We start from the raw sequence: 15,803 nt of genomic DNA, 5'->3' as shown, positions 1-15,803 counted from the left end.
TCCTTGTAAATATCTGTATTTTTTCATAAATTAATTTAAAGATTGCCCGAAAAACCTTGGCCCACGAATTTCATAAATTTTTGTGAATTAGTTTTCATGAAATAAAATTGGCTTAATTTCTGAAATTCGTGGTTCTTAAAGGGAAGTCAATTTATAAAAAGGAAAAATGTAACGTGCCTTTGTTATCGATCGAAAATCTGGTTTTTACAGCGGGCCGACGAACTATTCTAAACCAATTAAATCTGCAAATATTCAGAGGGGAAATTCACAGTATTCTGGGCCAGAATGGGACCGGAAAATCGACCCTGGCCTACGTATTGATGGGGTTAAGCGGATTCAGGCCTGCAGCGGGCAGGATCTATTTCGACGGAGAAGATATTACCCTTTTGCCGGCCTTCGAACGTGCAAAGCGCGGGATGACCCTTGCCTGGCAAGAGCCTGCGCGCTTTGAGGGATTGACCGTAGCTGAGTATTTGGAAATTGCAAAGAAAAACGGCCGCAACCACATGAGCATTCAGGAATGTTTGGAAAGAGTGGGACTGAATCCGGGGAAATATCTCCTTCGAGCGGTTGATGAAACCCTGAGCGGCGGTGAACGAAAACGCATCGAATTGGCATCCATTTTGGCCATGCAGCCCCGCCTGGCTATTCTGGATGAACCCGATTCCGGAATCGATGCGCCGTCCATGGACCATATTATTCACGTCATTCGCAAGGTGGCCCAAATGGGCGGAGCTGTGTTGTTGATTACGCATCACGAGAAAGTGGCTGAAATTGCCGACCGCTCATCTTTCCTCTGCGGGGGAAGGATTTTGAGAACCGGCGATCCAATTGAAATTGCCCGGTTTTTCAGGCTCCATTGTGAGGAATGCCCGCATATTAATCAACCGGAAATGGAGATGAGCGAAAATGCCTGATTATTCCAAAGAGTTTGAAGCTATTGTTGAGGCGTATGAAAAAAGCGGTGGAGACTCCAGGCAGTTGCTGAACAAGGCTTTCGCCAGTCTGGTGGTGAGCGGAAACAGGGTGTTGGCTTCAAATTCCATTCCCGGTGTTCATATTGAAGGTGAAACCATTCCCAATGGTGTCCGGGCAAGAATTGTGGTGGAGGATGGCGTTGCCGTTCGCTTCCCCGTGCATCTTTGTTTCGGAGTAATTCCTGCGGAGGGTATCCAGGAAATTCAGTCCGAGTACCGGATCGGAGAGAATGCTTCGGTGTCGTTTTTGGCACATTGCAGCTTTCCCAATGCGGTTCATGTGAAGCATCTGATGAATGCGAATATTCGGATTGGAAAGGGGGCATCCCTTACGTACTCGGAAACCCATTTTCACGGAACGAGCGGAGGTATTGAGGTGCTTCCCAAAACGGTTGTCTCGGTAGCGGAAAACGGCTATTTTAAAACGGATTTCAAACTGTCCACGGGCCGCGTGGGGAAACTGGATCTGGATTACACCGCCAATCTGGATGATTCGGCCGTTTGTGAAATGGAGACAAAAGCTTACGGAAAGGAAGATGATTTTATTCGGGTAAAAGAAACGATTAATTTGAACGGACGGGGGTCCCGGGGTCTCGCCAAGAGCCGGATTGTGGTGAGCGACCGCTCGGTGAGCGAGGTGTTGGGTGAGGTGATTGGAACGGGCGCGCATTCCCGCGGCCACGTGGATTGCATGGAAATTATTAAGGGAAACCGGGCACGCGCCAGCGCCATTCCCAAACTAATGGTTGTGGACGAAACGGCCAAACTGACGCACGAAGCAGCCATTGGAAGTGTGGACAAAAAGCAGGTTGAAACTCTGATTGCAAGAGGACTTTCGGAGGATGAAGCCGTGGATGTGATTGTGAAAGGGCTGCTGCGATAGCTCACTCGCGGCAGTCAGGCGTAATGGATTAAATCTCAGGAGGAAAAAAATGAGGCGTCTCTCTGTTTTCTTAATGGTGGTTGCATTGGTCTGGGTGGGGTGTTCAAAATCTTCCCGAAAAGGGTATGAAATTGAAAAAGACGCCCGGGGGAATGCATTTGCCGTTGGCGTCATCGGGGAAAAAGATTTATTGCAGGATTTTTCCAGATTTAAGGCCAGCTACGATGCCTATTCGCCCGATTCAGCGGCAGTTTCGTTCTTAAAAAATTTTCAAAAACCGGTTCAAATAGTCGTTGTTTTGGGCACCTGGTGCCCCGATAGTCAGAGAGAAGTGGGGCGGTTTCTGAAAGTCTGGGACCTGGCCAAAAACACGTCCTTGTCCCTGAAGATGATCGCTGTGAATCGATCCAAAGATGCGAAGGGAGGCATTCGAAAAAAATACGCGATCGAGCGGGTTCCGACATTTATTGTGTATTACGGGAATAAGGAAATCGGGCGAATTATTGAACGTCCGAAAACCACAGTTGAGGGTGATCTTGTGGAAATTTTGCAGGCGATTCACTGAGGCTGTTTCCTTGCTTTCGCCGAAAAACAGTGATCGAAAGCAGGTTAGAATGGATTTTTTGGGAGACCCATTATGAGTAAGAATCGCAAGCAAAAGCAAACGAAATCGCGGTTTAAAGAAGGATCAATGGTTTACACAATATCCTTCTTTATCGTTAAATATTTTATGCAGATCCTGTTTTCAGGGGAGGCCCGGGGACAAGAGAATTTCCCCAAAAAGGGCCCTTTTATCGCGGCATTCAATCACAACAGCTATCTCGATATTCTAACCATGTCACTCATTGTGAGCTTTCCGGTTCACGGAATGGGAAAGGCAGAATTGTTCAAGGTCCCTTTACTGGGATGGTGGCTTCGGAAGATCGGTGTGCATTCTATCCTGCGGGACGCAGGAGATGAGGAAGGGTTTCGCTATTTTCTGGAACTTTTAAGAAACGGCGCCCGTCTTTTCATCTCTCCGGAAGGCACACGCAAATGGAAGGATGGAAAGCCCCCGCGTCCGAAAACAGGTTTTGTCCGATTGGCTCAGTTGGCAAAATGCCCGGTTGTTCCCGTAGGGATCAGCTCCACACGGGACATTTTGCCGCCCGGTGCCATTTTCCCGCGATTTAAAAAGGTGGTTGTTCAGGTGGGAAAACCCATCTATTTGCCGCCTGTTGAGGTTACCCTGGAGAATAAAGATATTTTACAGGAGCAGGCCAATAGGGTGATGGATGAGGTGTATAAATTGGTTTTGAAACCGCCCAAGAAAAAGAAACTCTAAATGGCAGGCAGAGCGCAATCCAGAGCTCACCAGGTTCGCAGAAAAAGTCTTTTTAAAACAGGCTCTTGTGTCATTCAAAGCATCAATTGAGAATGAGATGGATACACAGATTCCGGAAGAATTAATTGAAAAATTACATCATGCCCAATCCGTTGCGGTACTGACCGGGGCTGGTATCTCGGCGGAAAGCGGAGTTCCCACATTTCGCGGCGAAAACGGGTTGTGGAAAAAGTTTCGCCCGGAGGAATTGGCTAATTTTGATGCGTTTATGCAGAATCCAAAGCTCGTATGGGAGTGGTACGCGTACCGCCGAAAAATTATCGAAGAGGTTCAGCCCAATCCCGGACATTTGGCCCTGGTGCGGTTGGAAGAAATGATTCCATCATTCGTTGTTATTACGCAAAATGTTGACAATCTGCATCAGCGCGCCGGAAGCCGGAATGTGGTGGAGCTGCATGGAAACATTCTTCGAAATCGCTGCCTTGTGTGCGGGCGGATTGTGGAAAGCGAAACGCTTGATTTTTCGGCTGGAGCTCCAAAATGTCCCCAATGCGGAGGAATGCTTCGACCCGATGTGGTCTGGTTTGGAGAGATGCTCCCGGAGGCGGCCGTTCAGAAGGCATACCGTGCGGCTGAAACGTGCGATGTTTTTATGGTACTCGGAACGTCGGCTGTTGTTTATCCTGCGGCATCGTTGCCGGAAATTGCATTTCGGCAGGGGGCGTTTGTGGTAGAGATTAATGTGGAAGAAACGCCGGTAACCGATTTTGCGCACGTAAGTTTGAGAGGAAAAACAGGAGACCTGCTGCCCCGGATTGTTGAAGCACTGGAGAAATAGAGTTTTTTGGGAGATACTGTTGCTTTGGGGCGAACCATTTTTACCGGTTGGGGTTAAATAGAAAGAAAATGGTCCGACGGCTTCAATCAATAAGGAGCTCTCTCTAAAAGCTGCAAACTGCCGGGAAAATGCAAATTTTAGTTCAACAAAATTCATTCGTAAAAATTTGTGAAATTTGTGGGAAAAGGCCTTTCAGATCAGATTTTTTAGTGTGAAAAAAATAGATAGTGAGGAAAAATTTCTTGTAATGACCTTATTAAGTAAAAAAATTAGTTTATATGGGATTTTTCTGATAATTGTGGTTCTCATTTCCGGGTGCGGGGCCTATTTTAATACCTTCTATAACGCCAAAAAATTTTACGCCGAAGCGGAAAAAAAACGTATCAGACAGGAAAAACAATTACGGAAAAGTCAGACATCCGTTAAATTAACCCGGCGGCAGCGCACCCAACGCCGATCATCCACTATTCCGGAATACCGAAAGGCTATTGAAAAAGCATCCAAAGTGCTGCAGCTTTACCCAAACAGTAAATATGTGGATGACGCGCTGATGATCATTGGCGAATCCTTTTACCATCAGCATGAATATATTAAGGCACAACGCAAATTCAATGAGCTTCTGACGGCATTTCCCAACAGCGAATTTGCTCCCAAGGCCAAACTTCTGCTCGGAAAAACAAAAGTGGCGCTTGGGAAATATTCAGAAGCCGAAAATATTTTGAACGAACTGCTGCTGGATAAAAGGAATAAAAAATATTTCCCGGATGCCCGTCTGGAATTGGGCGATTTGTATTTTCAGCAGAAACTGTACTCCCAGGCGGTTGGACAATACGAACAAACCATCAACAAAATCAAGAATCGTGATATCCGCGCACAGGCACAAATTCGAATTGGGGAATGCTACCTTCAGCTTGGGAATTATGCCAAAGCGGCTACTGCTTTCAAACGGGTTCGAAAATACAAAGCCGATGTCGAATTGCGTTATCAGGCAGATTTAAAGTATGGATTTTGTCTTCGCAAATTACACCAATACGAAAAAGCACTGGATGTCTACAGCCAAATGCTGAAACTCACATTGACCAATTATGAAATTGGAAATGTGTACCTGCAATCTGCGCTGACCATGGAAGAAATGAAGGATTATAAACATGCGCGGGAAGCATTTCAGAATGTGATTGATAATTATCCCAGAACAGCCGCTTCTGCAGAAGCCTATTACAGAATGGGTTTGTATGAATTGAATAAAAACAGGGATTTCGATCAGGCGCTGGAATATTTTCAAAAATCCGAAAAGGAATACTCCCGTGCAGATTTTATTAAAGATGTGAAAAAAGAAATTGAATCGATCAAGAAATTGCATAAATTGGAAGACATAATCTGGGCACTGGAAGATGCCTACGTCCGTAAATTAAACAATGAATATGACGAAAGCGATTCTTTGCTGATTTTATCTGAAGCGGATTCTGCCCGCATCGATTCCGTACGCCTGGATTCTCTTCGAATACGGGCCCGAAGGGATTCGATTAAAGCAGATTCTCTTCGAGCTTTAAAAGGAATTGAACGCGGATCCTATGAAGACAGTCTCTTTACCCAACAATTGCGGGAGAAAAAAGCACGCGAGGATTCCGTTAGAAAGGCAAAATTGAAAGCGATGGAACGCTCCATTAAGATTCCAAAAGATCCTGAAGAAATAAAGAAAATGCTTGTTCAAAAAGATTTTCAGTTGGCCGAATTGTATTACTTTCAATTTTCAATGACGGATTCAGCCCTGAAAGAATATAATAATTTGATAGTCAATTTTCCGGACGATCCCGGGGTGCCCAAAGCCCTCTTTTCAATGGCTTACATTTATCGGCAGGATCGAAAGGATACGACCCGGTCGGATTCTCTCTACCGGGAGATTGTCAGAAATTATCCCAAAACGGACTATGCGGTTGAGGCCCGCAAAATTTTGGGACTGCCTCCGATTGAGGATCAAAACCTGGAAGCAGAAGCCTTGTTTTTACAGGCGGAAAAACTGAACTTTGATCAGAAACGGCCAAAAGAAGCCATCCGGAAATATCAAGAGGTTATTCAGAAATTTCCGAATTCCGTGTTTGCTCCCAAAGCTCAATATGCAATAGCCTGGATTTATGAAAACGAACTCGTTTCAAAAGATCAGGCGTTGAAGGCCTATGAAACACTCAAAGAGAATTTTCCCAAAACACCGTTTGCTGTGGTTGCCGAGAAAAAATTGAAAGCCATACAGGCGGCTGAAAAAGCCCTCTTGGACACGACAAAGAAGAATCAGTCAAAAAAGGAGTTATCTTCTGTTTCTGCAAGGATTGATTCTTCTCAAAAGAAAACGCCTCCTGATACATCATTGGGACAAGGCCCCGAAAACAGACCGTCCATTAATAATCTGGACTCTTTTATTAAAACCGGCAAAAAAACGACCGGGAAAAAATCCGTAGGTAAACAGACAAAAACCGTACAACCTGATTCGGCACAGGAAAAACCTTAGATGAAAACTGATCCGGTTCTGAAACCGCCCAAACCTGTTATCGGACAATATCCGGTTGTTGAACAAACCTGGCTGAATGAAGCTTATTTCAAAATCCGAATTTTGGCTGACGACATTGCCGAGAAGGCCTCTCCGGGGCAATTTGTTAATGTACGGCCGGGCCAAACGTACGATCCCCTACTACGGCGTCCTTTCAGCATCTATCTGGCCGATCCGGAAGAGGGCTGGATTGAATTGGTAATCAAACAGGTGGGACGGGGGACAGAATTACTGAGCCGGCTCAGGGTGGGAGATCAGATTGATATGCTGGGGCCCCTGGGAAGAGGATTTGATATTGAAACGGTTGAAACGGCTATTCTCGCAGGGGGCGGAGTGGGACTTGCGCCCCTGGTGTTCTTGGCGCGGGAATTATCACTATTTCCCAAAGAGATTTATTTTTTTCAGGGGTTTCAAAGCAAAGCCGATGTTTGCTGCCTTGAGGACCTGGCCGCATTGAATATTGCACCTGTGGTAACCACGGACGATGGAAGTTTTGGCAGAAAGGGGTTTGTCACGGAGGCGGTTAAAGACTTCATTAAAGATCGGAATGTTCAATCCGGAACCGAGCTTTTTGCCTGCGGCCCCGAGCCCATGCTCAAAGAAATTTGCAATATTGTAGATTTTTATCATCTTACCGGACAATTTTCACTTGAAACGCGGATGGCGTGCGGAATTGGGGCCTGCATGGGCTGCGCCGTACCGGCATTTGATGGTGAGGATTACAGGCTTGTTTGCAGGGACGGCCCCGTTTTCAGAAATCGAGAGGTGCTCTTGTAATGGTCGATCTGTCGATTACACTGGCAGGATTGAAACTGAAAAATCCCGTCCTAACGGCTTCGGGTACGTTTGGTTATGCGGAGGAATACGCTGATTTTGTGAATCTGTCCCGTCTGGGGGGAGTGGTTACAAAATCCATTACGAAGGAACCGAGGGCAGGAAATCCCCCGCTTCGGGTAACGGAAGTTCCGGGTGGCATGCTTAATTCTATCGGATTGGCCAATGTGGGAGTGGAGGCCTTTGTCAAAGACAAACTCCCCTTTCTCAGGAAAACCCGAACACGGGTCATTGTAAATATTGCCGGAAATTCCGTTGAAGATTATGCAGCCGTGGTTGCGCGTCTGGATCAGGAAGAAGGCATTGATGCGTACGAGATCAACCTGTCATGTCCGAATGTAAAAGAGGGGGGACTGACGTTCGGAAAAAATCCGGCGGAAGTATTCCGCATGACACAGCACATTCGCCTTCACACAAAGCGGCCGTTAATCGTTAAACTGACACCCAATGTGACCTCCATTGGAGATCTGGCACAGGCTGCCGTCGATGGGGGTGCCGACATCTTATCGGCTATTAATACAGTGGTTGGCATGGCTGTTGATGTGAAAACAAGAAAACCGATTCTGGGCAAGATTACGGGGGGATTTTCAGGACCGGCATTAAAATCCATTGCACTGGCAAAGGTTTTCGAGGTTGCCCGGCGCGTAACCGTGCCGATTATTGGAGTTGGCGGAATCTTTTCCGCGGAGGATGTTTTGGAATTTCTTCTGGTAGGTGCGCATGCCGTTCAAATTGGAACGGCCAATTTCATTGATCCGGCTGTGAGCGAGACAATTGTAAACGATCTTCAAACCCTGTGTGAAGATCAAGGAATTGAAGCGGTGAAGGACCTGATCGGAAGGCTTGAAATTCAGGAAAGAGCGGTATTGTTCGGATAACGGGTCTAATATGAAAGGAAACCTATTTTGGGACTGGGTCAACTAAAGTATCGCGTAATCGTTGCCGCAATCGGTGGTCCGGTTATTTTGGCACTGGCGTATTGGGGAAAACTGCCCTTTTTGATTTTTCTGGATTTTGTATTGCTTTTTGCTCTGAAAGAGTTTTACGAAATGGCGGAGCGCAAAGGCGATTTTCCAAATCCTGTCCCGGGCTATTTATTTGCATTACTCATAACCTGGGATTTTTATTTTTTTGATCATGCGTACACGCTTTATCTGATGGCGCTTGCGGTAATTGTGGTCAGTCTGCTGGAGCTCTACCGCAACAGGGGATCCAAATACTACAATGTATCGATTACAGTTTTGGGCATTGGCTATTTGGCTGTACTTTTAAGTTTTTTTATAGCTATTCGTGAACTGCCTGTTCATCTGGCCATTCCTTACAATACGGGTGGAATCTGGATTTTAATGATTTTCCTGACCGTGTGGTTTGGAGATTCTGTGGCCTATTTTGTTGGAAATGCCGTTGGCAGGCATAAACTGGCGCCCAAAATCAGCCCCCACAAGACCATCGAAGGGGCGGTTGGCGGTTTTTTGGGGATGCTGTTGATTCCGGTTTTAGCCGCACATTTTTTCCCAACCCACTTGTCCATTGTGGAGGCACTGGGGGTGGGAGCAATTTGCGGAATATTTGGCCAATACAGCGATTTGACGGAGTCCATGTTTAAACGGGATGCGGGAGTAAAGGATTCCTCCAATCTGATTCCCGGCCACGGGGGCATTTTCGATCGTTTTGATGTGTTGTTTTTAATTTCCCCCTTAATTTATCTTTATCTGAAATATGTTGTTTTTTAAGAAAATTCAATATCGGAAATTTGTAGCGTTTTTGCTATTTGTCTTGTTCTTTGGCATATTTCTTTTTGGATGTGCAACAAAAGAAAAGCACAATGGGCTCATCATCGGACTTCCCGCAGATGCGCGCACATTAAATCCCATGCTGAGCACGAGCTCAATCGATCAGGATATTCAAGAACAACTTTTTCTTCGATTGCTTCAGGAAAAACCGAAACTCAATGCCTTTTCCCCGGAATTGGCCCGACGGTGGACATTCAGCCCCGACCACAAAAAGGTGACCTTTACGCTTCGGTCGGATGTTTTCTGGAGTGACGGTTATCCGGTGACGGCTGAAGATGTGGTGTTTACGTTTCAAAAACAGAAATGCCCGGAACTGGGCTGGATATTTCAATCGGAGAAGAGCTTAATTGACAGCGTGGTGGCCCGCAATGACAGCACGGTCATATTTTATTATTCAAGGAGTTATCCTTACCAATTAACCGATGCGAACGAGGGGCTTATTCTTCCCAAACATGTTCTGGAAAACCTATCGCCGAGTGAATGGAAAACGACCCCGTTTAATCAGAATCCCGTTACGAATGGACCATATCGGGTTAAACGTTGGGTGCGGCAGCAGGCCATTGAATTGGAGGCAAATCCGCTGTATTTTCGAAAGGGATTTCCAAAAATCAAAAAGGTGGTGTTTAAAATTGTGGCTGATGAATCCATTCGATTGTCACAGATCCAAAATGGCGAAATTGATATCCTGGAGGGGGTGAGTGTGCGCCAGGTGGGAAGGCTTCAGAAACGGCCGGCCATTCATGTGGCCAGTTTTCCGGATATGGCATTTGGTTTTTTGGGCTGGAACGAGCGGAATTCCCTGTTTCGAAAGACGCGCGTTCGCCGCGCTTTGGTTATGGCCATTAACCGGCCCATGGTTGTGCGAAATGTTTTTGGTCATTATGCCATTCCCCTTAACAGCCCAATTTTACCCCAGAACTGGGCCTTTTGCGATACCATTCGGCCATTTCCTTACGACCCACAGAAGGCCCTTCACCTTTTGAATGCCGAGGGCTGGAAAGATTCGAACGGGGATGGCTGGCTTGAAAAAAATGGGAAACCCTTTCGATTTGAATTAATGACCAACTACGGCAATCCGGTGCGTCGGGATTTGGCGGTTCTTCTTCAGGCTCAGTTTAAGAAAATCGGGGTCGATGCCCAAATTCAGTTTTACGATTGGTCTGTTTTTCTCGATCGCTTTCGGGAAGGCAGCTACGATGCCGTGTTGTCGGCCTGGAGGGTTTCCAGTAAATTGGAACTGAGATCCTTTTGGCACTCGGAATCCATCTGGAATGGGTTTAATCGATTCTTTTATAAAAACCCAAAGGTCGATGCGTTAATTGATTCAGTAGAACAGATTTCCGATCCGGAAAAAGAAAAAGGACTTTGGTGGAGGCTCCAATCCGTCATTTACCGCGATCAGCCGGTATTATTTCTTTATGTTCCGGATCGGGTGATTGCCTATCGGGATTGTTTGAAAAAGCCGGATTTTCATCCATTAAGTACGTACTACTATCTTTACAGATGGGAATGGAAACGTGGAACAGACGGAAGAAAATAGCCAGAGGGTTGCGCCATTTGAGCTTGTCCTTCAAGTAAAGGGGCTAACCATTAAAGATTTGGAAGGACGTGCGATTTTAGATAATGTAACCTTCGATATGGCGGCCGGTGAGATTTTCGGAGTACTGGGTGAATCCAGTGTGGGCAAAACTACACTGGCCAAATCCATTTTGGGGATTCTTCCAGATTCTCTTTATGCAGAAAAAGGAGAAATCCGGTTCAAAGGGAGAGATTTGCTTCAGTTATCAAAACGACAAATGGAAACGGTTTGGGGAAGAGGGATAAGCTACCTGCCTCAAAATGCGGGGGCTTCCCTGAATCCTGTTTTTAAATTGAGAACCCAGATTTATGACCTGGCACGTCTCCATTCCAGACAAAAAGCGGTTCAACGCAAAATGGTGTCTTCCGCACTTAAACGGGTGTATTTGTCGGATGACGAAGCGTTTTTAAACAAATATCCCTTTCAACTATCCGGGGGACAACAGCAGCGATTTCTCATGGCGGAGCTTTTGGTTGTGCAGCCGCAGCTGCTCATCGCAGATGAACCGACCTCCGCACTGGATGCGTCTGTACAAAGGGAAATTATCGAATTGCTAACAGGCATTCGAGACTCATTTGGACTATCCATTCTGTTTATCACGCATGATCTGGCCATCTTGAGAGAAATAGCGGATCGAAGTTGCGTTCTTCATGATGGAAAGATCGTCGAGATTCAAAAAACAGGGGAACTTATTGAAAATCCGCAGCACATGTACACGAAAAAATTGGTTCAATTAAGCAAGAGGCTGTCTGTTCTAACCTGAAATCTGAATGCAATTATTTAAACAGGAGGCCGAATGACCCCCAACGAATTGCGAAAAATGAGTTTTGCAACCATTTGTGTGCACGGGGCCGGGGGAGTTGATCCCCAAACCGGAGCCGTGTCCTTTCCAATTTACCAGAGTTCTACCTTTGCCTTTAAGAGTGCTCAGGACGGTGCCGATATTTTTGCAGGTCGAAAGGAAGGCTACCTGTACACCCGTTTGGGGAATCCCACCCAGGCTGCTTTTGAAAGGGAAATTGCTTTTCTGGAAGGGGCCGAAGCGGCTCTTGCAACGGCTTCGGGAATGGGGGCGATTACCGTGGCCATTTTAACCGTGCTAAAGGCAGGCGACAAAATGATTGCCGGAAATACATTATATGGAGGGACTCACCTTCTCTTTAAGGAGACGCTGCCTGCTCTGGGTATTCATGTGCACTCAATTGATCCATCGAGTATGGAAGAGATTGAGACGCACCTGAGCCAAGGGGCAAAGCTGGTTTATATAGAAACCCCTTCAAATCCGACACTGCAGATAGTTGATATTGCAAAAATTGCGGCTCTTGCACACCGTCACCAGGCATTCCTCATGGTTGATAACACGTTTGCTACGCCCTATTATCAACGACCTCTGCAATTGGGCGCCGATTGTGTGGTTCACAGTGCAACCAAATATATCGGCGGCCACGGAGATACGATTGCGGGAGTCATTTTGGGAAAGAAGGATTTTGTTGATCGGGCACGAAATGTCATCAATCGGGATATTGGGGCGGCCATCAGTCCGTTCAATGCCTGGCTCTTGCTTCGGGGGCTCAAAACGCTTCCGGTGCGGATGGAGCGGCACTCTGAGAATGCTATGCGGGTGGCCCAGTATTTGAGTTTTCATCCGAAGGTGAGTCGCGTGTGGTATCCGGGGCTGCGTACCCATGAACAACATGAATTAGCCTGCCGCCAGATGGATGGATTTGGGGGAATGGTGACTTTCGAATTAAAAGGCGGCAAAAAAGCCGGCGAAACTCTGATGAATTCTGTGAAACTACTGACCCTTGCGGTGAGCCTGGGAGACGTTGATTCGCTGATCGAACATCCGGCCACCATGACCCATTCTACCTACAGCGCAGAAGAACTGGCGTCTGTGGGCATTACAGAAGGAATGGTTCGTCTCTCCGTGGGGTTGGAGGATGTGGGAGATATTATTGAAGATTTATCTCGCGCATTAAAAAAGGTGTAGGTTTCTATTAAGTAACAGGCTCTGTTGGAGCCACAACTAAAGGTAAGGATAAGTGTTTACCTAACATTAAAGAATAAGGAGGTCAAAATGAGTGCGTTAAAGGAAAAGTTGTTTGAAAAGATCCAGGCGCATCGGCCAAGAACTACACGGCTTGTTAAAGAGTTTGGTGATGTTCATCTGAGCGATGTAACCATCGGACAGGCCATTGGCGGAATGCGGGGCGTAAAATGCCTGGTTACGGACATTTCCTATTTAGATCCCATGGAAGGAATTCGATTTCGCGGATACACGATTCCCGAAGTTTTGGAAAAGCTGCCCAAGGTACCCAATGGTGAGATGCCCTACGTGGAAGGACATGTTTACCTTCTCTTAACGGGCGACATTCCGACAGAAAAAGAGGTAAAAGAGGTTGCCGACGAATTTAAAGAACGCCAGCATGTCCCTCAATATGTTTTTGACGTTCTTCGGGCGATGCCGCGGGACACCCACCCGATGACGATGTTTTCGGCGGCTCTTTTGGCCATGCAGCGGGAATCCGTTTTTGCCAAACGCTACGCCGAAGGCATGAACAAGATGGATTATTGGGACCCGGCCTATGAAGATATGCTGAATTTGCTGGCCAAACTGCCACAAATTGCCGCCTATATCTATCGGATGAAATACCGGGGTGACACAATTATTCCCCCGGATCCCGCCCTGGATTTCGGAGGAAATTTTGCCCACATGATGGGAATTGACAAGCCTTATGATGATGTGGCCCGTTTGTATTTTATCTTGCACAGCGACCATGAAAGCGGCAATGTCAGTGCGCATACCGGCCACCTGATTGCCAGCGCCCTTTCCGATCCCTACTATGCTATTTCCGGAATGTTGGATGGTCTGGCGGGTCCGTTGCATGGTCTGGCCAACCAGGAGGTTCTTCGCTGGATTCAGGGTGTTATGGAGAAAATGGGTGGAAAAGAACCCACCGAAGAAGAAATGAAGAAATTCGTCTGGGATACCCTGAATTCGGGACAGGTGATTCCCGGTTTTGGTCATGCTGTTTTGCGGAAAACCGATCCACGCTATCAGGCACAGCGCGAATTCTGCCTCAAGCATCTGCCCGACGATCCGATATTCAAATATGTGGATATGCTTTACAAGGTGGTTCCGCCGATCTTGAAAGAACAGGGCAAAGCCAAAAACCCGTGGCCGAATGTCGATGCACAGTCCGGTGTTATTCAATGGCACTATGGATTGAAGGAATACGACTACTACACCGTTCTGTTTGGTGTGGGACGTGCGATCGGCGTTTTGTCAAACATTGTCTGGGATCGGGCATTGGGATACCCCATCGAACGTCCAAAATCTGTCACAACGGACATGCTGGAAGAAGCGGCCGGCATCAAAAAATAATGGCAAACAAGGGGAGAGATTTCATCTCTCCCCTTTGGATTTTAAAGTGTTAATTTTTATGAAAATGGTTATTATTTTTGTTTTTATCCCCGAAAAAATGTTGTCATTTTAGGATAATATCATTATATTAATTGAAAATTAAATCTACCCAATTTATGGCGGTGGATTTGCTAAACAATCTCAAATTCTGAGTAGATCTAACTTCTGATAAATTAAAAATAGAAACGGCTGAGTTTAACTGACTTATGACAAAGAAAAAAGAGCGAAGTATTTGGGCAGGGGTTTGGGACCTTTTTCGATCATTTAAATTAGCAATTTTCTTATTGATTATTTTGGGGGTTTTATCGATTATTTCCCTGGTTCTGGGGGAACTCCTTAACACACGCTTTCCGAATTGGGATGTTTATTACGCCAAACGATTTGGCGAAGGGATGTTCCATATCATGAAAGCCATTGGTGTTTTCAATCCCTTTCACTCCTATATTTACCAATTTTTTCTTGTTCTTCTTGCTGCCAATATCGTTATTTGCACGTTCTCCCGTTTTAAATATTACATTCATCAGGCGGTCTCAAAAAGTTTTCGGAAAACTTCCGATGATTTCAGGAATGTCAATCTGAAAACCAATCTTGAGCTCAAAGGAGATTCGGAAAAGATTCTTTCCAATATTCGCTCGATTTTTAAAAAGCGATTTTTTAAATTCTACACATCGAAAGAAGATGGCCACGTGGCCGCTTTTGCCACACGGGGGGGATTTTCACGGTTTGGGTTTATCCTGATTCACTTGGGATTGCTGATTCTTTTGGTTGGGGGTGTTATCACGTCCAAATTTGGATATTCCGTTTACAAATGGGGCGGAAAGGGAGACTTCATTCAGGCACCGGGTTCGCATTTTTGGGTCAGAGTGGATGATTTTAAGATTATTACCAATCCCAAGGGGCAGATCAAGGATTACCTGGCCACGTTAACGGTTGTTGAAAACGGGAAGGATGTTCTGACCAAAAAGATTGAAGTAAATCGACCGTTGCGGTACAAGGGATTTAATTTCTATCAGAGTTCCTATTCTCTGAATGCCCGGGCCATTGAGTCGGCGAAACTAAAGATTGTTTCGCTGGATGGAAAAGAGGATACCACAGTGACGATTCCCTTTAAAGAACGAGTGAAACTGAAGGGCACACCCTATTCGATAGAGGCAACGGATTTTGTTGCTGATTTCCGCCTTGAGAATAATAAGGTGTATTCGGCCTCGGCCCAACCGCGAAATCCGGCCGTGGAAATTTCTGTTTTTAAAGGTGATTCACTCCTGTACAAGGAATGGCTCTTTCTCTATTTTCCGGATTTGCACAAGTTGGCGAATGCGAAATTTAAAACCCACCTGGTCTCATTCAGAGGGGCTTATATGACCGGTTTGGAAGTGACAACAAATCCCGGAGCCGGCCTTATTCTATTCGGGATCGCCATGATGACCCTGGGCATTATCCTATCCTTCTATATGTACCATAAACGCTATTGGATACTGTTGGAATCGGCCAAAAATGGAAGGGTCAAATTGCTCATCGGTGGAGCTTCGGCAAAAGGCAGGCGGGATTTCCGGCGCGAAATGGATGAAATTGTAAAAGAAATCAAACATATTTCATAAAAAGTTAAAGG

The 15,803-nt window shown here is 46.0% G+C and carries 14 protein-coding genes; all 14 read left to right on the top strand.

Annotated elements, in window-relative coordinates:
* Nucleotides 1–179: 179 nt before the first annotated feature.
* The gene (locus GXO76_03840; GenBank protein ID NOY76984.1) at nucleotides 180–917 is read left to right on the top strand and encodes an ABC transporter ATP-binding protein; all 738 of its coding nucleotides are present in this window, start codon (nucleotides 180–182) and stop codon (nucleotides 915–917) included.
* Nucleotides 910–1,860, top strand: a complete 951-nt coding sequence (locus GXO76_03835) for a hypothetical protein (GenBank protein NOY76983.1) — start codon at nucleotides 910–912, stop codon at nucleotides 1,858–1,860. Before GXO76_03840 ends, GXO76_03835 begins: the two co-directional genes overlap by 8 nt.
* Before the next feature lie 49 nt (nucleotides 1,861–1,909).
* Nucleotides 1,910–2,425, top strand: a complete 516-nt coding sequence (locus GXO76_03830; GenBank protein NOY76982.1) for a hypothetical protein — start codon at nucleotides 1,910–1,912, stop codon at nucleotides 2,423–2,425.
* A 72-nt stretch (nucleotides 2,426–2,497) separates the two neighbouring features.
* Nucleotides 2,498–3,184: a 1-acyl-sn-glycerol-3-phosphate acyltransferase gene (locus tag GXO76_03825; GenBank protein ID NOY76981.1), complete on the top strand. Its 687-nt coding sequence runs from the start codon at nucleotides 2,498–2,500 to the stop codon at nucleotides 3,182–3,184.
* A 97-nt stretch (nucleotides 3,185–3,281) separates the two neighbouring features.
* Entirely contained in the window at nucleotides 3,282–4,022 is a 741-nt protein-coding gene (locus GXO76_03820; protein NOY76980.1) for an NAD-dependent deacylase, read from the top strand.
* 247 nt (nucleotides 4,023–4,269) lie between these two features.
* On the top strand, nucleotides 4,270–6,525 hold the full coding sequence (locus GXO76_03815) for a tetratricopeptide repeat protein (GenBank protein NOY76979.1): 2,256 nt from the start codon (nucleotides 4,270–4,272) through the stop codon (nucleotides 6,523–6,525).
* Complete coding sequence (locus tag GXO76_03810; protein NOY76978.1) at nucleotides 6,526–7,341, top strand: dihydroorotate dehydrogenase electron transfer subunit; 816 nt, start codon at nucleotides 6,526–6,528, stop codon at nucleotides 7,339–7,341.
* On the top strand, nucleotides 7,341–8,276 hold the full coding sequence (locus tag GXO76_03805; protein ID NOY76977.1) for a dihydroorotate dehydrogenase: 936 nt from the start codon (nucleotides 7,341–7,343) through the stop codon (nucleotides 8,274–8,276). The genes GXO76_03810 and GXO76_03805 overlap by 1 nt, the downstream gene beginning before the upstream one ends.
* Nucleotides 8,277–8,303: 27 nt before the next feature.
* The gene (locus tag GXO76_03800; GenBank protein ID NOY76976.1) at nucleotides 8,304–9,131 is read left to right on the top strand and encodes a phosphatidate cytidylyltransferase; all 828 of its coding nucleotides are present in this window, start codon (nucleotides 8,304–8,306) and stop codon (nucleotides 9,129–9,131) included.
* 139 nt (nucleotides 9,132–9,270) lie between these two features.
* Nucleotides 9,271–10,731 (top strand): hypothetical protein, encoded by a 1,461-nt coding sequence (locus GXO76_03795; GenBank protein ID NOY76975.1) that lies wholly within the window; start codon nucleotides 9,271–9,273, stop codon nucleotides 10,729–10,731.
* A complete protein-coding gene (locus GXO76_03790) occupies nucleotides 10,709–11,533 on the top strand; it encodes an ABC transporter ATP-binding protein (GenBank protein ID NOY76974.1) in 825 nt (274 codons plus the stop codon). The genes GXO76_03795 and GXO76_03790 overlap by 23 nt, the downstream gene beginning before the upstream one ends.
* A 33-nt stretch (nucleotides 11,534–11,566) precedes the next feature.
* Nucleotides 11,567–12,760: an aminotransferase class I/II-fold pyridoxal phosphate-dependent enzyme gene (locus GXO76_03785; GenBank protein NOY76973.1), complete on the top strand. Its 1,194-nt coding sequence runs from the start codon at nucleotides 11,567–11,569 to the stop codon at nucleotides 12,758–12,760.
* An 87-nt stretch (nucleotides 12,761–12,847) separates the two neighbouring features.
* Entirely contained in the window at nucleotides 12,848–14,155 is a 1,308-nt protein-coding gene (locus GXO76_03780; GenBank protein NOY76972.1) for a citrate (Si)-synthase, read from the top strand.
* Nucleotides 14,156–14,400: 245 nt separating this feature from the next.
* Complete coding sequence (locus tag GXO76_03775) at nucleotides 14,401–15,792, top strand: cytochrome c biogenesis protein ResB (GenBank protein ID NOY76971.1); 1,392 nt, start codon at nucleotides 14,401–14,403, stop codon at nucleotides 15,790–15,792.
* Nucleotides 15,793–15,803 lie beyond the last annotated feature (11 nt).

This window comes from Calditrichota bacterium, assembly GCA_013151735.1.
Lineage (GTDB): Bacteria > Zhuqueibacterota > JdFR-76 > JdFR-76 > BMS3Abin05 > BMS3Abin05.
Note: the sequence above shows the minus strand (reverse complement) of the source record. Positions and strands in the feature narration are given on the sequence as shown.